At 72.0% G+C, this 20860-nt stretch carries 15 protein-coding genes and 1 pseudogene; 10 read left to right on the top strand and 6 right to left on the bottom strand.

Features of this window, described 5'->3' with window-relative positions; all coding sequences use genetic code 11:
* Positions 1-39: 39 nt before the first annotated feature.
* Positions 40-864 (bottom strand): hypothetical protein, encoded by an 825-nt coding sequence (locus AB0B33_RS04005; protein WP_360766539.1) that lies wholly within the window; start codon positions 862-864, stop codon positions 40-42.
* Complete coding sequence (locus AB0B33_RS04000; RefSeq protein ID WP_360767430.1) at positions 861-1148, bottom strand: hypothetical protein; 288 nt, start codon at positions 1146-1148, stop codon at positions 861-863. The genes AB0B33_RS04005 and AB0B33_RS04000 overlap by 4 nt, the downstream gene beginning before the upstream one ends.
* 253 nt (positions 1149-1401) lie before the next feature.
* Here AB0B33_RS04000 and edd point away from each other — a divergent pair, with 253 nt between their 5' ends.
* The 4 genes from edd (at position 1402) to AB0B33_RS03980 (ending at position 7546) form a co-directional block, all read left to right on the top strand.
* Positions 1402-3297, top strand: a complete 1896-nt coding sequence (edd, locus tag AB0B33_RS03995; protein WP_247012282.1) for a phosphogluconate dehydratase — start codon at positions 1402-1404, stop codon at positions 3295-3297.
* Complete coding sequence (eda, locus tag AB0B33_RS03990) at positions 3294-3899, top strand: bifunctional 4-hydroxy-2-oxoglutarate aldolase/2-dehydro-3-deoxy-phosphogluconate aldolase (RefSeq protein WP_247012284.1); 606 nt, start codon at positions 3294-3296, stop codon at positions 3897-3899. Before edd ends, eda begins: the two co-directional genes overlap by 4 nt.
* A gap of 205 nt (positions 3900-4104) precedes the next feature.
* Entirely contained in the window at positions 4105-6261 is a 2157-nt protein-coding gene (locus AB0B33_RS03985) for a PEP/pyruvate-binding domain-containing protein (RefSeq protein WP_360766534.1), read from the top strand.
* 19 nt (positions 6262-6280) lie between these two features.
* A complete protein-coding gene (locus AB0B33_RS03980) occupies positions 6281-7546 on the top strand; it encodes an MFS transporter (RefSeq protein ID WP_360766532.1) in 1266 nt (421 codons plus the stop codon).
* Here AB0B33_RS03980 and AB0B33_RS03975 read toward each other — a convergent pair.
* The 4 genes from AB0B33_RS03975 to AB0B33_RS03960 form a co-directional block, all read right to left on the bottom strand.
* The gene (locus tag AB0B33_RS03975; protein ID WP_247012290.1) at positions 7536-8081 is read right to left on the bottom strand and encodes a regulatory protein RecX; all 546 of its coding nucleotides are present in this window, start codon (positions 8079-8081) and stop codon (positions 7536-7538) included. The genes AB0B33_RS03980 and AB0B33_RS03975 overlap by 11 nt on opposite strands.
* A gap of 132 nt (positions 8082-8213) precedes the next feature.
* Entirely contained in the window at positions 8214-9260 is a 1047-nt protein-coding gene (gene recA, locus AB0B33_RS03970; protein ID WP_247012292.1) for a recombinase RecA, read from the bottom strand.
* 239 nt (positions 9261-9499) lie between these two features.
* Positions 9500-9694, bottom strand: a complete 195-nt coding sequence (locus AB0B33_RS03965) for a DUF3046 domain-containing protein (protein WP_247012294.1) — start codon at positions 9692-9694, stop codon at positions 9500-9502.
* Positions 9695-9857: 163 nt separating this feature from the next.
* Positions 9858-11711, bottom strand: coding sequence for an Hsp70 family protein (locus AB0B33_RS03960; protein ID WP_247025226.1), 1854 nt, complete (start codon positions 11709-11711; stop codon positions 9858-9860).
* Between the two features lie 182 nt (positions 11712-11893).
* Between AB0B33_RS03960 and AB0B33_RS03955 the strand changes: the two are divergent.
* From AB0B33_RS03955 to AB0B33_RS03930, 6 genes and pseudogenes are all read left to right on the top strand, one after another.
* Positions 11894-12403 (top strand): annotated as a pseudogene (locus AB0B33_RS03955) (four-carbon acid sugar kinase family protein); the annotation flags it as partial.
* The gene (locus AB0B33_RS03950; protein WP_360767426.1) at positions 12337-13050 is read left to right on the top strand and encodes a nucleotide-binding domain containing protein; all 714 of its coding nucleotides are present in this window, start codon (positions 12337-12339) and stop codon (positions 13048-13050) included. The pseudogene AB0B33_RS03955 and the gene AB0B33_RS03950, both read left to right, overlap by 67 nt.
* On the top strand, positions 13047-14075 hold the full coding sequence (pdxA, locus tag AB0B33_RS03945; protein ID WP_360766529.1) for a 4-hydroxythreonine-4-phosphate dehydrogenase PdxA: 1029 nt from the start codon (positions 13047-13049) through the stop codon (positions 14073-14075). The genes AB0B33_RS03950 and pdxA overlap by 4 nt, the downstream gene beginning before the upstream one ends.
* Complete coding sequence (locus AB0B33_RS03940; RefSeq protein WP_360766526.1) at positions 14072-15349, top strand: MFS transporter; 1278 nt, start codon at positions 14072-14074, stop codon at positions 15347-15349. Before pdxA ends, AB0B33_RS03940 begins: the two co-directional genes overlap by 4 nt.
* Entirely contained in the window at positions 15321-16121 is an 801-nt protein-coding gene (locus AB0B33_RS03935; RefSeq protein WP_360766523.1) for a DeoR/GlpR family DNA-binding transcription regulator, read from the top strand. Before AB0B33_RS03940 ends, AB0B33_RS03935 begins: the two co-directional genes overlap by 29 nt.
* Positions 16102-20835 carry a DEAD/DEAH box helicase gene (locus AB0B33_RS03930; protein WP_360767423.1) on the top strand — a complete coding sequence of 1578 codons (4734 nt, stop codon included), beginning with the start codon at positions 16102-16104 and terminating at the stop codon, positions 20833-20835. The genes AB0B33_RS03935 and AB0B33_RS03930 overlap by 20 nt, the downstream gene beginning before the upstream one ends.
* Positions 20836-20860 lie beyond the last annotated feature (25 nt).

The raw sequence follows: 20860 nt of genomic DNA, 5'->3' as shown, positions 1-20860 counted from the left end.
CCTCGGAAATGGGGACGTCGTTGTCGGGAGGGGCGGACGCTAGTTCACGAATCTCAGGTCGGAGATCGTCCGGCTGGCCACGAGCATGACGTAGAAGTCGGTCAGCACCAGCGTGCCGAGCGTCGTCCAGGCCAGCGCCATGTGGCGGGTGTTGAGTTTCGAGACCTTGGTCCAGATCCAGTACCGCACCGGGTGCTTGGAGAAGTGCTTCAGCCTGCCCCCGGTGACGTGCCGGCACGAGTGGCAGGAAAGCGTGTAGGCCCAGAGCAGGACGACGTTGGCCAGCAGGACGATGTTGCCCAGCCCGAAGCCGAAGCCGCCGGTCTTCCCGTGGAACGCGGTGATCGCGTCGTAGGTGTTGATCAGTGAGACGACCAGCGCGACGTAGAAGAAGTAGCGGTGGACGTTCTGGATGATCAGCGGCAGGCGCGTCTCGCCGGTGTACTTCGCCTTCGGTTCCGCGACGGCGCACGCGGGCGGGGAGAACCACACCGCCCGGTAGTAGGCCTTGCGGTAGTAGTAGCAGGTCAGGCGGAACCCGAGCAGGAACGGCAGCACGACGAAGCCGAGCGGGATGAACCCCGGCAGGTCGCCGAACCAGTGGCCGAAGTGGCTCGAGCCCTCGACGCAGGACGTGGACAGGCAGGGCGAGTAGAACGGCGTCAGGTAGTGGTATTCGGGCACCCAGTACGCGGTGCGCACGAACGAGCGGACCGTCGCGTAGATGATGAACGCCGACAGTCCGAGCACGGTCAGCAGCGGCTGGAGCCACCACCGGTCCGTGCGGAGGGTGCGCTCGGCGATCCGGGCCCGCTTCGGGGACCGGACGCCGGTGCCGACGCCGTTGTCAGCCGGTGCGCTCACCGCTGGTCGCGCTTGTAGCCGCCGACGCCTTCGTCATCGGCGCCGTGCCAGAGCGCCGGGTCGTAGGGGGTGTCGGGTACCGGGACACGCTCGGCGGCCTTCGCCTGCGCGGGCACGGCCAAGGGCGTGCCGTCGAGGTCCGCGATGTCGATGTCGAGGCGCTCCACGTCGTTCGCGAGCCGGCGCACCGCCGAAGCGTCGCCGTAACGAGAGCGCAGTGCGCCGACGCACTGCCGGAGCTGGCCGATGGTTCGCCGCAGCTCGGCGATCTCGGAGGTGGACATCATGCCTCCCGTGGTGGTGGGGCCGACAGGGAACCGGCCGGGCGAGCGTTCGCCCCTACGGCTTTGCCGCGCGTCGTGCAGTGTGACAACTAGCACACTAACGGTTCGCGGGGTGATCAGGGTCACGCGGGTCGATCTTCTGAATCGATTTTGATTCGGTGTTTTCCCGAGGTAGTGTGGCCAGGGTCACGACCCTGAGGCGTCAGCGTTGCCGTCCCGCGGACCACCACACACCAGTGATCCGGAGCCGGACATGAGCCCCGCCCCCACCACGAAGCTGCACCGAGTCGTCGCCGACGTCACCGAGCGCATCGCGAGCCGCAGTGCCGCGACCCGCGGCGCCTACCTCGCCCGCATGGCCGCCGCGCACGAAGAAGGCCCGGTCCGCCGCGGTCTCGCGTGCAGCAACCTGGCCCACGGGTTCGCCGCGATGGACGGCGTCGACAAGGCCGCCCTGCGGGCCGCGCGCGCCCCCGGCGTCGCGATCGTCTCGTCCTACAACGACATGCTTTCGGCGCACCAGCCGATGCAGGAGTACCCGGCCTGGCTGAAGAAGTCCGTGCGCGAAGCGGGCGGCGTCGCCCAGTTCGCCGGCGGCGTCCCGGCCATGTGCGACGGCATCACCCAGGGCCGCGCCGGCATGGAGCTGTCCCTGTTCAGCCGCGAAGTCATCGCGATGTCGACGGCGATCGCGCTGTCGCACGACATGTTCGACGCAAGCCTGCTGCTGGGCGTCTGCGACAAGATCGTGCCCGGCCTGCTGATCGGCGCCCTGTCGTTCGGGCACCTGCCGGCGCTGCTGGTCCCGGCCGGCCCGATGAACTCCGGCCTGCCGAACAAGGAGAAGGCGCGCGTCCGGCAGCTCTACGCGGAGGGGCTCGCGACCCGCGAAGACCTCCTCGACGCCGAAGCGGCGTCGTACCACTCGGCCGGCACGTGCACGTTCTACGGCACCGCCAACTCGAACCAGATGGTCGTCGAGGTGATGGGCCTGCACCTGCCCGGCGCCAGCTTCGTCCAGCCGGGTTCTCCCCTGCGCCGGGCGCTCACCGAGGAGGCCGGACGCCGGGCCGTCGCGATCTCGCGCGGCGAGGAGTACACGCCGGTCTCGCGGATCCTCGACGAGAAGGCGTTCGTCAACGGCGTCATCGCGCTGCTCGCCACCGGCGGCTCGACCAACCACACGATGCACCTGGTCGCGATCGCCGCCGCCGCGGGCATCCAGCTGACCTGGGACGACTTCTCCGACCTCTCGGCGATCGTGCCGCTGCTGGCGCGGGTGTACCCGAACGGCAGCGCGGACATCAACCACTTCCACGCCGCCGGCGGCATCCAGTTCCTGGTCGGCACGCTGCTCGACGCGGGCCTGCTGCACGAGGACGTGCACACGGTCGCCGGGTTCGGGCTGCACCGCTACCGCGCCGAGCCGATCCTGTCCGACGGTGAGCTGGTCTGGCGCGACGTGCCGACCCGCAGCCTCGACGAAGAGGTGCTGCGCCCGGTGTGGCGCCCCTTCGCCGCGGACGGCGGGCTGAGGATGGTCGAAGGCAACCTCGGCCGCGCGGTGGTCAAGGTGTCGGCGGTGGCGCCGGAGCACCGGGTCGTCGAGGCGCCGGCCCGGGTGTTCACCACGCAGGAGGCGTTCACGGCCGCGTTCCAGGCCGGTGAGCTCGACCGCGACGTCGTCGTGGTGATCCGGCAGCAGGGTCCGCGGGCCAACGGCATGCCGGAGCTGCACGGCCTGACCCCGGCGCTGGGCGTGCTGATGGACCGCGGGCACCGGGTGGCGTTGCTCACCGACGGCCGCATGTCGGGCGCTTCGGGCAAGATCCCGGCCGCCATCCAGGTGACGCCGGAAGCCGCGGCGGGCGGCCCGATCGCGCGCATCGCCGACGGCGACGTCGTCCGGCTGGACGCCGCCGCCGGTTCGCTCGACGTGCTCACCGGTGACGAAGAACTCGCCCGCCGTGAGCTTGTGGACGGACCGCCGTCCGAAGCATCCTGGACCGGCACCGGCCGAGAGCTGTTCGCCGCGTTGCGCCGTGCCGTCGGCCCCGCTGACCAGGGCGCTTCGGTGTTCGGGCCCTTGACGCCGGAGCACTTCGGAATGCCCACGCACACTCTGGAAATCCAGGAGGTCGGTCAGTGACCACCGGTCAGGACCTGCTCGCGCTGTCCCCCGTGATGCCCGTCGTGGTGATCGACGACGCCGCCGACGCGGTGCCCACGGCCCGGGCCCTGCTCGCCGGCGGGATCGGGGTCATCGAGCTGACCCTGCGCACCCCGGCGGCGCTGTCGGCCATCGAGCGCGTCGCCGCCGAGGTGCCGGACATCGTCATCGGCGCCGGCACCGTCACCGCGCCGGAGCACGCGAAGCAGGCCGCCGACGCCGGCGCGAAGTTCCTCGTGACGCCGGGCTGCACCGACGCGGTCGTCGACGCGTGCTTCGAGACCGGGCTGCCGTTCCTGCCCGGCGCGAGCACCGTGTCCGAGGCGATGCGGCTGGCCGAGCGCGGGCTTTCGGCGCTGAAGTTCTTCCCGGCGGAGGCGTCCGGCGGCGTCGCGTACCTGAAGTCGATCGCGGGCCCGTTGCCGTCGCTGAAGTTCTGCCCGACCGGCGGGATCACGGTGGCGTCCGCGCCTTCGTACCTGGCGCTGCCGAACGTCGGCTGCATCGGCGGTTCGTGGCTGACGGCGTCGCTCGAACCCGCGACGATCGAGAAGCTGGCCGCGGAGGCCGCGAAGCTGTAGCGGAGATCACCCCGCGTCGGCACCCGCGCCCGAACGGCGGAATGCGCGTCCGCATTCCGGGAGCACCGTTCCAGCACTCTGGAACGGTGCTCCGAGCGGGTGTGGCGGCGGTCATGAATTCCGCTGAATGGCGCATTCCCGTCGCCGGTGGGTGATTTACCGGCCTGTTATCGTTCACCCTCGCTGTTTCGAGCGAGGAGATCCGGTGTCCCTGACCGATGTGGTCGCCCCCAGTCCTGCCCCCGAGAACGTCGCCGCACTGGTCGGCGAACGCCTTTCGCTGTCCGCCCTCCACCAGCTGGGCGGCACCCTCGGCGGCTATTCCTTCGTGAAGGTCGTGGTGGACCGGGAAAAGTCGGTGATCCACTTCCTGAACGACGCGCGGCATTCCTTTCACGCGATCTATATCGGCGAAGAGATCCTCGGCGTCCCCGGGGAACGGGTGCGCGCGGAGATCGACTCCTACAACCAGGCTTTCTACCACGGGCCGGATCGCCGGTTCCTGCTCGGCATTCTGGCCCGGCACCCGCAGATGCTTTCGCTGGAGACGGTCGAGGTCGACACGATGCCGTCCGCGCTGATCCGCGAGTTCCACGCCTTCGTCGCCGAGCACGTCGACCCGGCGCTGCCGCTGGTGTTCAAGCCGGCCAACCAGCTGCAGGAACGGATCGTCCGGGAGATCCCGGCGGCCGAGCTGCCCCGCGTCTTCGCGCACGAGCTGTTCTCGACGGCGCCGTTCGTGGCACTGAACCCCGGCACGGCCACCGGCCGGCTGCGCGCGTTCCGCACCGAGGCCGAGTACCGGGCGGCGACGCTGGACTGGACGGACATCATCGTGATGGACCGCGTCCCCGACGACGTCCCGCGGCTGTCGGGCATCATCAACGCCCGCCACACGACGCCGCTGTCGCACACCAACGTGCTGGCGACCGGCTGGCAGATCCCGAACGCGGTCCAGCTCGGCGCCCTCGCCGAGATCGAGCGCCGCGGCCTCGACGGCAAGTGGGTCGAGTACACGGTGGACACCCAGGCGCTCTCCCTGCGCGAGATCCCCGAGCCGCCCGCCGCGACGCCGCCGAGCTGGTACGCCCAGCGCGTCACGCTGGAGCAGCCGGAAGCCGACCACAGCCCGATCGTGAACCTGGCCCGCCTGCGCGCGGCCGACCGCCACCGCTACGGCACCAAGGCGGCCAACCTCGGCGAGCTGCACCACGTGCTGGCACGCGGCTCCCAGCGGCTGCTCGGCTTCTACCAGGTGCCGCGCCCGCCGAGGGAGAACCTGCTGCCGTACCTGGCCCGGCTGCTGGACCTCCCCACCGGTCCGACGGCGTCCGACCACCGCGCCGAGCCCGCGGCTCCGGGGCGGTTCGCGGTTGAGGACCGGTTCGCGGGTGCCGACCAGCCCGCGGCGCCGGGCCGGTTCGCGGCTGAGGACCGGTTCGCGGGTGCCGACCAGCCCGCGGCGCCGGATCGGTTCGCGGGTGCCGACTCCGCCACCAGCCCCGCGGTCGCCGACCTGACCGTCGCGGCCCGCCGGCTGCTCGACGAGCGCGTGCGCGTCCCCCGCGGGATCGCCCTGCCGTTCTCGCTGCAGCGGCGGTTCCTGGAGTCGTCGCCGCGGATCCAGCAGGCCATCGGCAAGCTGAAGATGGCCCTGGAGCTGGACGCGCGGGAGATCGAGCCGCTGTGCGTCGAGCTGCAGACGCTGATCCGGTCGGCCCGCATGCCCGGCGCGCTGGCCGGCGAGATCGACTCCGCGCTGGTGTCCCAGCTGGCCGGCGTGCGCGCGTTCGTCGTGCGCAGTTCGTCGAACGCCGAAGACCTCGCCGGGTTCTCGGCCGCCGGGATCTACGAGTCGCTCAACCACGTCACCACCGCCGAGCGGATCTTCGCCAGCGTCAAGGAGGTCTGGGCGTCGCTGGTGTCGGTGCGCAGCGTCCGCCTGCGCCGCCAGGCCGGGATCTCCCTCGACGACTGCTACATGGGTGTCGTGATCCAGGAGCAGGTCACGGCCGACTTCGGCGGCGTGCTGGTGACGACGAACCCGATGAACCGCGCGGACTTCCGCACGGTCTACGTCAACGTGTCGCCCCGGGTCACCGACGTCGTCGAGGGCTCGGTCCTGCCGATGCAGTACCTGTATTCGACGGTCGAGGGCGGCGGCCGCACGGTGTCGCTGGGCGACGCGCCCGAGGACCTCGACGAAGCCGCCCACGCGCAGCTGCAACGGCTCGCCGTCGCCGGTCGCCTGCTGCAGGGCCACTTCTCGCCCGACTACACGTTCGATTCGCCGGTGGACGTCGAGTGGCTCGCCGACCGCGACCACATCCACATCGTGCAGCTGCGTCCGTATTCCGTTTGATCCTCCAGGAGACACCACCATGCTGGGCTTTCGCCTGCCCGCGAAACCGGCCGTCCAGCGCGCCGTCCGGCTGACCTACGGGTTCCAGTTCTTCTTCGGCCTGCTGCTGTGGGTGCCGATCTTCTACCAGTACCAGAAGCTCGTCGGACTCTCCGACAGCGAGATCTTCGGCATCCAGAGCATCTACTACGTCGTGTTCTGCCTGCTGGAGATCCCGACGGGCCTGATCGCCGACCGCTTCGACTACCGCACCTCGCTGACGGCGGGCGCCGGCGTGCTGGTGGTGGCGAACCTGGTGCCGGTGTTCCTGGGCTCGTACCCCGGGTTCCTGCTGCACTTCATCCTGATCGCCCTGGCCCGCTCGCTCGTGTCCGGCGCGCAAAGCGCGTACCTGTACGAGTACCTGCACGCCCACGGCGAAGGAGAGCACTACCTCCGCGTCGAGGGTGTCGGCCGCGCGTACAGCCTGGTCGGCAAGATCGTGTACTGGCCGGTGATCGGCCTGCTGATGACGTGGAACCTCCCTTCCCCGTACTGGCTGACGGCGATCAACGCGGCCGTGGCACTGGCGTTCGCCTGCAAGCTCCCGCCGATCCCCGGCGGCCGTCGTACCTCCGGCAAGACGGCGTCGCTGCTGTCGGGCGTCGGCGGCGCGGTGGCCGCGCTGCGGTCGTCCCGGTGGCTGGCTTTGCTGATGGTGCAGGGCATCGCGATGTTCACCCTCGTCCGGATCTGCCAGGTGAACCTGTTCCAGCCGATCCTGGAGTCGAAGTCGCTCTCGGTGAACTGGTACGGCGCCGTCCTGGCCGCGATGACGGTCTTCGAAGCACTCGGCGCGGCCCGCCCCCACCGCCTCCGCCGCGCGATCGGCCCGGTGGGCTCGGTGTTCACGCTGACGATCGTGATGGCGTCGTGCCTCGGCCTGCTGGTCTGGGCGGGGCCCTTCCCGGCGGTGGTGCTGCTGTGCGTCTTCGCGGTGGCGACCGGCATCGCCTTCCCGGTGCAGAAGCAGCTGCTGAACGACTCCATCCCGGACTCCCGCTACCGCGCGACCCTGCTGTCCATGGAGTCCATTGTGGACCGCGCGGTGTGCGCGCTGGTGGCGGTGGCACTGGGCGCGTACCTGGCGGCCGGGCAGCTGAACGAGTTCCTGCTGCTGACGGCCGTGGTCACGTGCGCCGCGATGGGGCTGCTCGCACTGCTTTTGCTCGCGGTCCGCAAGCACCGCTCCGACCGCCGGGTGCCGGTGGTCCGCGCACCGGCGCCCGAAACCGTCAGTCGATGAAGGCGTCGTCGAGGAGGGTGGACTCCGCGCCGTACTCGCGGAGTTCCTCCTTGATGACGCTGTACGCCAGCCCCTGCGGGTAGCCCTTGCGGGCCAGGAAGCCGAGCAGCCGCCGCAACGCCGTCTGTTCGTCGACGTTGCCCAGCGAGCCGAGGCGCTTGCGGACCAGTTCCCTGGCCATCTGCTCCTCGGACTCGCGGTCGACCTCGCCCGCCGCCTGCGCCGCGACCTCGTCGTCGACGCCCTTGCGCCGCAACTCGGCCATCAGCGCGGTGCGGGACAGGCCCTGGGTCTCGTGCCGGGACTTGACCCACAGCTCCGCGAACTCGGCGTCGTTCACCAACCCCGCCCGGTCGAGCTTGCCGAGCAGGGTCTCGCTGGTCTCCTCGTCGAACCCCTTGCGGCGCAAAGCCTGCCGGAGCTCCTCCTGAGTCCGCGCACGCACGGCCAGGAGGTCGTAACAGATCTCCTTGGCCTTCTTGTAGCGCTCCTCGGGAGGCAGCTCCGCCGGGGGAACCTTCGGCGCCCTCGCCACTCAGCTCACTCCTCGTTCTTCACAAGCCAAAACCAGGCGTCACCACACAACGCGCCCACGCCGGGGGTCCAGGGGGCGAGTGCCTTCCGCGAGCACACTTCGCCCGATCCCGAAACCCTGGAACTCCTTCGATCAGAAGTCGACCGGCGCCGGAACAGCTTCGACGGCCTCGGCGTCGACCTGTGCGCCGATGCCCAGCTTCTCCTTGATGCGCTTCTCGATCTCGTTGGCGATGTCCGGGTTGTCGCGCAGGAACTTCCGCGCGTTCTCCTTGCCCTGGCCGAGCTGGTCGCCCTCGTAGGTGTACCAGGCGCCGGACTTGCGCAGGATCGCCTGGTCGACACCCATGTCGATGAGCGAACCCTCGCGGGAGACGCCGTGGCCGTACAGGATGTCGAACTCGGCCTGCTTGAAGGGCGGGGCCATCTTGTTCTTCACGACCTTGACGCGGGTGCGGTTGCCGACCGGCTCGCCGCCGTCCTTGAGCGTCTCGATGCGGCGCACGTCGAGCCGGACCGACGCGTAGAACTTCAGCGCCTTACCACCGGTCGTGGTCTCCGGGGAGCCGAACATGACGCCGATCTTCTCGCGCAGCTGGTTGATGAAGATCGCGGTGGTGCCGGAGTTGTTCATCGCACCGGTCATCTTGCGCAGCGCCTGGCTCATCAGGCGGGCCTGGAGACCGACGTGCGAGTCACCCATCTCGCCCTCGATCTCGGCGCGCGGCACGAGCGCGGCCACGGAGTCGATGACCAGGATGTCGAGCGCGCCGGAGCGGATCAGCATGTCCGCGATCTCGAGCGCCTGCTCACCGGTGTCCGGCTGCGAGACGAGCAGCGCGTCGGTGTCGACGCCGAGCTTCTTGGCGTACTCCGGGTCCAGCGCGTGCTCCGCGTCGATGAACGCCGCGATGCCGCCGGCGCGCTGCGCGTTGGCCACCGCGTGCAGGGCGACCGTCGTCTTACCGGAGGACTCCGGGCCGTAGATCTCGACCACGCGGCCGCGGGGCAGCCCGCCGATGCCGAGCGCGACGTCGAGGGCGATCGCACCGGTCGGGATCACGGAGACGGGCGCGCGGCCGTCCTGGCCGAGCCGCATGACCGAGCCCTTGCCGTACTGCTTGTCGATCTGCGCGAGCGCGAGCTCGAGCGCCTTGTCCTTGTCGGGTGCTGCAGGCATGGAAGTCCACCTCGCTGGTCGAAGCCCCCCGTCTCGAGGGCTCTGTGTCGGTTCTTCAACTGTCCGGTCCGACGCTAGCGGCGGGGACCGACAATTCCAGGCGCGGCGCCCAATCTGTGGATCGCTGGACCCGATGTGGACAACACGATAGACGAACACGTGTTCGAGGTCGGCAGCGACACACCCTTGCGCTAGGGTTTTCGCCCGCCCGGGTCCGGACCCGGGCGGATCCGCGCAGGTCAGCGCCGTTCGAAGGGGACATCGAAGGCGTCGCAGACCTCTCGCCAGACCTCTTTCGCCGGGATCCCCGCGGTCAGCGCCTGGTCGACGGTGCGCCCGCCGAGCCCGCTGATGACGTGGTCCCTGGCCAGTACCTGGGCCCGTCCGGGGCCGAACTCCTCGGCCATCAGCCGCCGGAAAACCGTGATGCGCATCGAAGCCACTCTAACCCGGCGGCACGAACGGTCCGTTCGCGCCCGCCACCCGCCCCGCCCGGCCACCGCGAGTGGCGCCGGACCCGCGTCCGGACGTCATGGACGACCCTTTCACCGCGTCGGGCGAGGTGAACGATTCGTTCATGACGTCGCGGGCCGGCGGCTACTCCCCCGGCTGGACGCTCGCCTCGAAGTAGTTGGCCAGCGTGTCCGGTGTGGTCGCCGCCGCCTGGTCGTTCGAATTCAGCTGGTAGATGAAGCCCACCAGCGGCCGGTCCGACACCGTGAACACGAGCACCGCCGACGTCTTGCCCGCCGCGGACGAGTAGTGGCCCTTGAGCCCGTTGCCGCCCCAGTCGGCCTCGGTGCGGTCGCCGCCCGCGGAGGTGAGCAGGCCGTCGGTGTACTCCTTGAGCGTGTCGGCGCTGTCGCCCTGGACGTAGGTCACCTGCGTGCCCGCGCGGCCGGGCGCAGAGCAGGTCGAGGCCACGCCGAGGCTCTTCGCCGGCGCCGCCGGGCCGTTGCCCATGCCGGCCTTGCAGTCGCCGGTGTCGGCGATCTTCCCGGCGAGCTGGCGCAGGCAGCCGGTGAGGCCCTTGTCGTCCGCCTGACCCGGCGTCCTGCACTGGTCCGCGGTGTAGGTCGGCACCGAAGACGACGACGTCAGGAAGAAGGTCAGCCCCGCGGCGAGCACCACGACGACCGCGGCCGCGATCCCGATGAGCAGCTTCTTCTTGCCGCCGGACTTCGGCTCGGCCTGCTCGGTGGCCGCGGCGGGCGAGTACGCGGGGAAGTTCGACGGCATCGGCTGCGGCCCGCTGGGCGGGAAGTTCGCGTACCCCGGGTACTGCTGTTGCTGCGGCGGAGGCGGCGGTGCGTACTGCGGGCGGTGCGGCCCGGCGCCGGCCGCCACCGCGCCTTCGACGTTCTGCGTCCGCGCGCCCATGCCGTCGCGGGCGACGTGCTGGGCACCGAGCGCCACCGCCGTCTCCGGCTGGTCCAGGCTGCCCGGCACGACGCCGAGCTTCTCCGCGATCATGGCCCCGACCAGCGGCAGCCGGCTCGACCCGCCGACGAGGTAGATGCCGGCCAGCCGGTCCGGGCTCAGCCCCGACGAGCGCAGCGTCCGCGACAGCAGCTCGACGCTGCGCAGCATCGCCGGCCGGACCAGGCCCTCCAGCTCACCGCGCGTGACGAGGACGTCCTTGAACGGCTCGGGCATCGGCACCTCGGTCTGCGGGTGCCGCGACAGCGCCTCCTTGGCCGCCTTCACGTCTTCCTGCAGCGCGCGCCGGGTGCGCCGGTCGCCGGTGGACTCGGGCCGCAGCAGCCGCTGCCAGCGCTGCGGGTCCGAGTGCGAGACCTCGCGCCCGACGTGCACCATCAGCGCCTGATCGACGTCGAGGCCGCCGAGGTCGGGCAGGCCGTCCTCGGCGAGCACGGTGAAGCCGTTCTGCGTGGCGCCGACGACGGCGACGTCGAAGGTGCCCGCGCCGAGGTCGTAGACCGCGAGGGCCTGCCCGGGCGCGAGCGACTTGCCGGGGAACGACGCGAAGTGCGCCGCCGCGGCGACGGGCTCGGGCACCAGCAGGATGTTCTGGCCCATCCCGGCGAGGCGGGCGGCGGACATCAGGACGTTGCGGCGGGTCTGGCCCCACTGCGCGGGGTGGGTCAGCCGGACCTCGTCGGGCTGCTCGCCACCGAGCTGGCGGGTGGTTTCTTCGAGCACGCGGCGCAGGATCGCGGCCAGCGCGTCGGTCACCGGGACGACGTCGGTGCCGAGCAGCAGGGTCTGTTCGTCGATGCGGCGCTTGGGGTTCGGCTCGAAGCGCGTCGGGTCGAGGCGGGCGCGGCGCTCGGCGTCGCGGCCGACCATGATCGTGCCCTCTTCGGTGGCGAAGACCGCCGACGGCATGTTGGCCGAGCCGTCCACCTCGACGACCCGGGGCGGCATGCCGTGCGCCGAAAGCACGGCGACGGTGTTGGACGTCCCGAGGTCCACCGACAGGATCCGCACTGCACTTCCCTTCACGAAAACCCGCCTTGGCGGCGTTCGCCGTGATGCTGCCACGTGCGCGGTCACCGCACGTGCGGACCCGCGAAAGTCCCCCGCCGCTTGACGGAGAGGTGGATCACGAGGCACGATAGTTGCGCAGTTCGGTCAACCGAGTTGCACGAACCGCGCAAAGGAGCGTTGCGATGCCCCAGCTGCTCGTCCTCGGGGACGACCTCACGGGCAGCAACGCGTCCGGAGGGCTCTACGCCCGCTTCGGACTGCGCGCGATTTCGGTCAACGCGCCGCTGGAGCCGGACGCGCCCTGCTTCCGCCCGGACAGCGGGATCGACGCGCTGGTGGTGAACCTGGGTACCCGGCACGCTTCGCCGTCACACGCCGAGCGGGCGGTCCGCCGCGCGATCGAGCTCGCCGGGCCGGTCGAGCTGACGGTGAAACGCGTGGACACGACGCTGAGCGGCAACGTCGGCGTGGAGACCGAAGCCGAAAGCCCCGCCGCGCGCGACCCCCTGGCGCCGGTCGCGTCCTCGCGCGTCCGCACCCTCCTCGGGCCGACCCGCCGCGAACTCGCCGAACTGCCGCTGGACGTCGTCGAAGAGGGCGTGGACGCGGTCGAAGCGGCCCTGCGGTGCCCCGCCGGGCTCGTCGTCTGCGACGCCACGACGAACCGGCACCTCACCACCGTCGCCAAGGCCGCGGCCCGGCTGGCGGCCGAGGGCACGAAGTGGATCTCCGTCGGCTCCGGGCCCTTCGGCGTCCGGCTGGCCGCGGCGCCGGGCCTCGCGCCGGGCCTCGCGCCGGGCCTCGCGCCGGGCCAAGGCACCGTCTCGCCGGTGCTCGCGGTGGTCGGCAGCATCACCGGCCAGACCCACGACCAGCTGCTGGAAACCGAGCTGGTGCCGGACGCGCGGTACGTCGACGTCGAGGCGGGCCGGCCCGATCCACCGGCCGTCGCGGCGGCGGCCGGACAGCTACCGGCAGCCGGGCACCGGGTCGCCGGCATCCGCACGCGCGCCCCCGCCACGGGCACGAGGGCCGACCCGGCGCGGATCCCGCCGGCGCTCGGCGAAGCGGCCGGCTGGTGCCCGGCGCGCACCGGATCGGCGGGCTCTACGCCTCCGGCGGCGACATCGCCGTCGAGGTCACGAAGTCCCTCGGGGCCGAAGGCTTCGAGATCGACACCGAAGTCCTGCCGCCGGCGGTCGCCGGGCGGCTCTCCGGCGGTCCGCACGCCGGGCTGCCCTTCGCCACCAAGGGCGGGTCGATCGGCGGCCGGGACGCCGCCGTCCCTTGCCCGGAACACCTGAACCACGTGCTGGCCACCGGAAGGAAGAACCCGTGAGCGACCTCCCCCTCCTCGCCGTCACCCTCGGCGACCCCGTGGGCATCGGCCCGGAGATCACCCTCAAGACCCTCGCCGAGCCCGAGTCCCTGCAGCTGGCGCGCGGGGTCGCGGTCGGCGACGCGATCGTGCTGGAACGCCTGGTCCGCCACCTCGGCCTGCACCTGGAGGTCAACCCGATCGCCACGGTCGCCGACGCGCGCTTCACCACCGGCGTGATCGACGTCCTCAACCTCGGCGTGGTCACCGAAGACCTGCCGTGGGGCGAGGTCAACGCGACCGCGGGCGCCGCCGCCGTCGGCGCGATCGAAGTGGCCACCCGGCTCGCGCTGGCCGGCGAGGTCGACGCGGTCGTGACCGCGCCGATCAACAAGGAGGCGATCTGGGCGGCCGGCTCCCAGTACCTCGGGCACACCGAGATGCTCGGCGAGCTGACCGGCTCGACCCGGTACAACACCATGTTCTGGGTGTCGGGGCTGAAGATCTTCTTCGCCACCCGGCACCTTTCGCTGCGCGAAGCGATCAACCGGATCACGCGGGAGAACATCGAGCACGCGATCCGCGAGGCGTACACCGCGCTCGAGGTGTTCGGCACCGAGAAACCGAGACTCGCCGTGGCCGCGCTGAACCCGCACGGCGGCGAGAACGGCAAGTTCGGCGACGAGGAGATCGTCGCGATCGCGCCCGCGGTGGCCGCCGCGCGCGCCGCGGGGCTCGACGTGGTCGGCCCGATCCCGGCGGATTCCGTGTTCCACCAAGGGATCCAGGGCCGCTTCGACGGCGTGCTCTCGCTCTACCACGACCAGGGGCACATCGCGTCGAAGACGTACGACTTCGACGGCACGGTCTCGGTGACGGTCGGCCTGCCGATCCTGCGCACGTCGGTCGACCACGGCACGGCGTTCGACATCGCCGGCACCGGCCGGGCGTCGCACCGCACGATGGTCGCGGCGTTCAAGGCCGCGGCGACACTGGCGCCGTACGCGCGGAAGCTGCCCGCGATCTACCCACCGGGCGTCCGGTGATCCCCCGCAAGCGCTGGGCGTACGTCATCCCGGTCGCGGTGGTCATGTACATGCTGGCCTACCTCGACCGCACGAACGTCGCGGTGATCCTGCCCTACATCGGCGACGACTTCCCGTTGTCCGCGAGCGCGAAGGGGCTGGCGAGCGGCATCTTCTTCCTCGGCTACCTCGTGCTGCAGATCCCGGCGGCCGTGCTGGCGGTGAAGTGGAGCGCCCGCAAGACGGTGCTGATCCTGATGGTCGCGTGGGCGGTCGCGGCGGTGCTGTGCGGGCTGGTGCGGAACGAAACGCAGCTGCACCTGGCGCGGCTGCTGCTGGGGCTGTTCGAAGGCGGCGTGTGGCCCGCGGTGCTGATCCTGCTGGCGTCGTGGTTCCCGCAGGCGGAACGGGCCAGGGCGAACGCGCTGTGGATGACGTGCCTGCCGATCTCGGCGATCGTCATGTCGCCGCTGTCCGGGCTGATGCTCGACCACATGTCGTGGCGCTGGGTGTTCGTGCTCCAGGGCCTGCCGCCGCTGCTGTGGGCGGTCGTCTGGTCGTTCGCGGTGGCCGACCGGCCGGCCGGGGCCCGCTGGATCTCCGCCGAAGAGCGCAAGTACCTCGAAAGCACGTTGAAGGCCGAAGAAGACGCGAAGCCCGCGTTCGCGAAGCAGGGCTACCGGCAGGCGCTGGCGAACCGCCAGGTGCTGCTGCTGATCGGCGTCTACTTCTTCTGGATCACCGGCTTCTACGGCTTTTCGCTCTGGCTGCCGTCGGCGGTGAAGACGATGACCGGCGGCTCGGCCACCGCGGTCGGGTTCCTGTCGGCCGTGCCGTACGTCCTCGCGCTGGCCGGGATGGTCGCGTGCGCGCACTGGTCCGACCGGACCGGCAACCGGCGGCTCGCGGTCACCGTGCCGCTGCTCGTCGCCATCGCCGGGCTCCTGCTCGGCAACCTCGGGCACTGGCCGGCGGCCGCGCAGCTGGTCCTGCTCTGCGTCGTCGCGACCGGCGTGTACATGCCGTACGGGCCGTTCTGGGCGATCCCCAGCCGGATCCTCGGCATCGAAGTGGTCGCCGTGGCGATGGGCCTGATCAACGCCCTCGGCAACCTCGGCGGGTTCGCCGGGCCCTACCTGGTCGGCTGGCTCACCGACGTCACCGGCAGCGCGACCACCGGGTTCGTGGTGCTGGCCGCGTTCCTCGCCGTGGCCGCCGGCCTGGCGTTCTTCGGGCTGAAACCGGCCGTCGTGGAAGACTCGGCGCATGTCCCAGCCGCGACCAGGAACCCGTGACCGGCGCGCGATGCTGCTCGAAGCCGTCCGCGACGGCTCCGGCGGCATCGCGGAGCTCGCCGAGGAGTTCGGCGTCTCCGAGTCGACGATCCGCCGCGACCTCGCCTCGCTCGCCGGGGCCGGGCACGTCGTCCGCACCTACGGCGGCGCGCTCGACACCGAACGCAGTCCGCGGGAAAAGGACCAGGAGCACGCGGCGGCGAAGGAGACCATCGCCCGCGAAGCCGCCTCGCTGGTCGAGGACGGCGAGGTCGTGCTGCTCGACGCCGGCACCACCACCGGCAGGCTCGCCCGGCACCTCGCGCACCGCGACGGGCTGACGGTGGTCACCAACGGCGTCGACGCCATCCGCGAGCTGGCCGGGTTCGCCGGGATCGACCTCATCGTCCTCGGCGGCCGGCTGCGGCACCCCGACGAAGCGATCCTGGGCGAGAGCGTGCTGGCACAGCTGCGGCACATCTCACCCGATCGGGTGTTCCTGGGTGCGGACGGCGTGGTCGAGGGCCGGGGGCTGTGCTGCCCGTCACTGGAACAGTCGGTGGTCAAGCACGCGATGCTCCACGCCGGGGGCGAGGCGTACGTGCTCGCCGACCACTCCAAGCTGGACCAGGCCCCTTTTTCGTACTGGGCTCCGCTGGACCGCGACTACCGGCTGATCACCGACGGGCCGGCGGTCGACGTCGCGTTCCCGCAGTTCGCCGACAGCGTGATCCTCGCCGGAGGATCGGAAACTGTCGGTGGTGCCGCGCATCATGGACGACGTGGCCACTGACGTGCTCGACCTCTTCTCCCCCGCGACCCGCGACTGGTTCGCGGGGGCCTTCGCCGCGCCCACCGCGGCGCAGGAGGGGGCCTGGCGGGCGGCGCACGCGGGCGAGCACGCCCTCGTCGTCGCGCCGACCGGCTCCGGCAAGACGCTCTCGGCGTTCCTCTGGGCGCTCGACCGGCTCTCGGTGGAGCCGCCGCCGGCGGAGGCCACCAAGCGCTGCCGGATCCTCTACGTCTCCCCGCTGAAGGCCCTGGCCGTCGACGTCCAGCGGAACCTGCGCGCGCCCCTGGCCGGCATCTCCCAGGCCACCCGGCGGCTCGGGCTGCCGGTGCCGGAGATCGAAGTGGGGATGCGCACCGGCGACACCACGGCGGCCGAGCGCCGCTCCTTTAACAAGACCCCGCCGGACGTCCTGGTGACCACGCCGGAGTCGCTGTTCCTCATCCTCACGTCGTCGGCGCGGGAGTCGCTGCGCGGCGTCGAGACCGTGATCGTCGACGAAGTGCACGCGGTCGCCGGCGGCAAGCGCGGCGCGCACCTCGCGCTTTCGCTGGAGCGGCTGGACTCGTTGCTGCCGAAGCCGGCGCAGCGGATCGGGCTCTCGGCGACCGTCCGCCCGGTCGACGAGGTGAGCGCGTTCCTGGCCGGCGGCCGTCCGGTGCGGGTGGTCCAGCCGAAGCTGGCGAAGACCATCGAGGTGCGCGTCGAGGTCCCGGTCGAGGACATGAGCAACCTCGACGCGCCGCGCAGCGGCCCGGCACCGAGCCCGCTCGACGCGCTGGAGTCGCTCGAGTCGCTGACCGAGGCGTTCCCTCCCGGTGACTCCGACCTCGGTTCGGGGGTCCGGGTGGCGAAGCCCCCGGCCCGGGGTGAAGCCCCGGTTGTCACTGCGCCCGGTGGGCTGGGCACGCTGGAGGAGATCGCCGGCAACCCCGTGCAGCGGCCGTCGATCTGGCCGGCCGTCGAGGAACGGGTGCTGCACCTGATCCGGGAGCACCGCTCGACCATCGTCTTCGCCAACTCGCGCCGGCTCACCGAGCGGATGACGGCCCGGCTCAACGAACTGGCCGCCGAGCAGACGGAGCTCACGCCCGCCGACGCCTTCCCGGCCGAAGCCGTCGGGCAGTCCGGCGTCAGCACCGGTGCGCCGGCGGTGATCGCCCGGGCGCACCACGGGTCGATGTCGCGGGAGCAGCGCACGCACGTCGAGGAAGACCTCAAGTCCGGGCGGCTGCCCTGCGTGGTGGCGACGTCGTCGCTGGAGCTGGGCATCGACATGGGCGCGGTCGACCTGGTGGTGCAGATCGAGGCGCCGCCGACGGTGGCGTCCGGGCTGCAGCGCGTCGGCCGGGCCGGGCACCAGGTCGGCGCGGTGTCCTCGGGGGTGATGTTCCCGAAGTTCCGCGGCGACCTCGTCTCGTGCGCGGTGGTCGCGGAGCGGATGGCGAGCGGCGCCATCGAAGCCGTGCGCTACCCGCGCAACCCGCTCGACGTCCTCGCGCAGCACATCGTGGCCATGGTGGCGCTGGAGCCGTGGACGGTGGCGGACCTGGCGTCGCTGGTGCGGCGGGCGGCGCCGTTCGCGTCGCTGCCGGACGACGCGCTGCACGCGGTGCTCGACATGCTCGCCGGCCGGTACCCGAGCGAGGAGTTCGGCGAGCTGCGGGCCCGCATCACGTGGGACCGGATCAGCGGCGAGCTGCGCGGGCGGCCGGGCTCGCAACGGCTGGCCGTGACCTCCGGCGGCACGATTCCGGACCGCGGCCTCTTCACCGTGATGACGCCGGGCGCGGACGACAAGCCCGGTTCGCGCGTCGGCGAGTTCGACGAGGAGATGGTGTACGAGTCGCGCGTCGGCGACACCATCCTGCTCGGCACGTCGTCGTGGCGGATCACCGACATCACGCACGACCGGGTCATCGTGGTACCCGCGCCCGGCGAGCCGGCGCGGATGCCGTTCTGGAAGGGCGACGCGCCGGGCCGCCCGCTGGAACTCGGCCGGGCGCTGGGGAAGTTCGTCCGCGAACTATCCACATCGGACGACAAGAAGGCCAGGGAACGGGCCGCCGCGGCGGGTCTCGACCAGCGGGCGTCGGACAACCTGCTCGCCTACCTGACCGAGCAGAAGTCCGCGACCCGCCACGTGCCGAACGACCGGACGCTCCTGCTGGAGCGCTACCGCGACGAGCTGGGCGACTGGCGGATCATCCTGCACTCGCCGTTCGGCGCGCAGGTGAACGCGCCGTGGGCGCTGGCCATCGCCGCGCGGTTGCGGGAAAACCGCGGGGTGGACGCGCAGGTGGCGCACTCCGACGACGGCATCGTGCTGCGCCTGCCGGACGCGCTCGACGCCGAGGGCGGCGACGTCACGATCGGCGCGGACGACATCCTGCTCGATCCCGAGGAGGTCGAGCAGCTGATCGTCGCGGAGGTCGGCGGCTCGGCGGTGTTCGCCGCGCGCTTCCGGGAGTGCGCGGCGCGGTCGCTGCTGCTGCCGCGCCGGGACCCGCGGCGCCGCACTCCCCTGTGGCAGCAACGGCAACGCGCGTCGCAGCTGCTTTCGGTGGCGGCGAAGTACGAGCGGTTCCCGGTCGTCCTGGAGGCGATGCGGGAAGTCCTGCAGGACGTCTACGACGTGAGCGGGCTGCGCGAGCTGATGGCCGACGTCCGGGCCCGCAAGGTCCGGCTGGTGGAGGTCGAGACGCCGGCCGCGTCGCCGTTCGCGCGCAGCCTGCTCTTCGGCTACGTCGGGATGTTCCTGTACGAGACGGACGCGCCGCTGGCCGAGCGGCGGGCGGCGGCGCTGTCGCTGGATTCGGCGCTGCTGGCCGAACTCCTGGGCACCGAGGCGATCCGCGAACTGCTCGACCCGGAAGCCGTGCGCGAGGTGGAGCGGTCGCTGCAGCGGCTCGAACCCGACCGGCACGCGCGCTCGGCCGAAGACGCCGCGGACCTGTTGCGGTTCCTCGGCGACCTGACCGTCGAGGAGGCCGCCGAGCGCGGGATCCAGGCCGAGTGGCTCACCGAGCTCGAAGCGGCGCGCCGCGCGATCCGGGTGCGGATCGGCGGCACGGAACGGTTCCTGGCCATCGAAGACTCCGGCAAGGTGCGGGACGCGCTGGGCACCGCGCTGCCGGTGGGCGTGCCCGAGGCGTTCACCGAACCCGTCGCGGACCCGCTCGGCGACCTCCTCTCGCGCTACGCCCGCGGTCGCGGGCCGTTCGCCGCGGCGGCGGTGGCCCAGCGGTTCGGGCTCGGCCTGGCCGTCGTCACCGGCGTCCTCGACCGGATGACCGGCGAAGGCCGGCTGGTGCGCGGCGAGCTGAGTCCCGTCGGGCATCCGGACACCCACGGGGCAGGGGTCGAGTACTGCGATTCGGCGGTCCTGCGGCGGCTGCGACGAGCGTCCCTGGCGAAGCTGCGGGCCGAGGTCGAGCCGGTCGAACCGGCGGCGCTGGGCCGGTTCCTGCCGGCGTGGCACGGGTTCGGCGGGCGCGTCCGGGCGGCGCCGACGGCGGACGACGTGCTTTCGGTGGTCGAGCAGCTCGCCGGGGCGCCGCTGCCGGCGAGCGCGGTGGAGTCGCTGATCCTGCCCGGGCGGCTGCCGGGCTACTCCCCCGCGCTGCTGGACGAGCTGACGACGGCGGGCGAAGTCACGTGGGCGGGCTGCGGCGCGCTGTCCGGCGGGGACGGCTGGATCGCCCTCGCTCCCACGGACGTCGCCGACCTGCTGCTGCCCGAGGTCGTCGAGGACATCCCGACCGGGCCGCTGCACGACGCCATCGTGTCCACTTTGGAGGGTGGCGCGCTGTTCTTCCGGCAGCTGGTGGACCGCGCGACCGTGCTGGTGGAGAAGGCACCGGGTGACGCCGAAGTCGTGGCGGCGCTGTGGGACCTGGTGTGGGCGGGGCTCGTCACCGGCGACACGCTCGGCCCGCTGCGGGCCCAGGTCGCCGGGCACGGCGCGCACAAGGCCCGGCGCCAGGCGCCCCGCGGCCGGTACGCGCGGTTGCGGGCCGGCCGGCCGCAGATGCCGTCGCGGTCCGGGCCGCCGACCGTGGCGGGCCGGTGGGCGCTGACCCCGCCGCGCGAAACCGACGCGACCCGGCGGGCCCACGCTCGCACGGAAGCGTTCCTGGAACGCCACGGCGTCCTGACCCGCGGCGCGCTCGACACCGAACGCGTCACCGGCGGGTTCTCGGGCATCTACAAGGTCCTGCGCGGCATGGAGGACACCGGCCAGGTGATCCGCGGCTACGTCGTGGAGGGCCTCGGCGCGGCCCAGTTCGCGGCGAAGGGCGCGGTGGACCGCTTGCGCGCCCTGTCCGGCCCGGGCCGGCCGGCCCCGGGCCGCGCGGTGGTCCTGGCCGCGGCGGACCCGGCCCAGCCCTACGGCGCCGCCCTCCCCTGGCCGGCGGCGACGGGCGACACGAAACACCGCCCCGCGCGCAAGGCCGGCGCGCTGGCGGTCCTGGTGGACGGGGTCCCGGCCCTGTACGTCGAGCGAGGAGGCCGATCACTGCTGAGTTTCACGGAGGAACGCCAACCGTTGTCGGACGCGGCCCAAGCGCTGTCGGCCGCGGTCCGCGAGGGCTGGCTGGGCCAGCTGGCCGTCCAGCGCGCGGACGGCGAGCAAGCCCTGACCTCGGAGCTGGCGGAAGTGCTGCGGGAGGCGGGTTTCCGGGCGACGCCGTCGGGCTTGCGCCTGCGAGCCTGACCCGGGATCGGCGCCCGCCCGCGGG

Source organism: Amycolatopsis sp. NPDC049159, assembly GCF_040648295.1.
GTDB lineage: Bacteria > Actinomycetota > Actinomycetes > Mycobacteriales > Pseudonocardiaceae > Amycolatopsis > Amycolatopsis pretoriensis_A.
This window is presented reverse-complemented; position numbering and strand designations above follow the sequence as displayed.

Coding starts and splice junctions, on each gene's coding strand:
- AB0B33_RS03935 (WP_360766523.1), top strand. CDS start 15,321: ATGTCCCAGCCGCGACCAGGAACCCGTGACCGGCGCGCGATGCTGCTC.
- AB0B33_RS03930 (WP_360767423.1), top strand. CDS start 16,102: ATGGACGACGTGGCCACTGACGTGCTCGACCTCTTCTCCCCCGCGACC.
- edd (WP_247012282.1), top strand. CDS start 1,402: ATGAGCCCCGCCCCCACCACGAAGCTGCACCGAGTCGTCGCCGACGTC.
- AB0B33_RS03980 (WP_360766532.1), top strand. CDS start 6,281: ATGCTGGGCTTTCGCCTGCCCGCGAAACCGGCCGTCCAGCGCGCCGTC.
- AB0B33_RS04000 (WP_360767430.1), bottom strand. CDS start 1,148: ATGTCCACCTCCGAGATCGCCGAGCTGCGGCGAACCATCGGCCAGCTC.
- recA (WP_247012292.1), bottom strand. CDS start 9,260: ATGCCTGCAGCACCCGACAAGGACAAGGCGCTCGAGCTCGCGCTCGCG.
- AB0B33_RS03965 (WP_247012294.1), bottom strand. CDS start 9,694: ATGCGCATCACGGTTTTCCGGCGGCTGATGGCCGAGGAGTTCGGCCCC.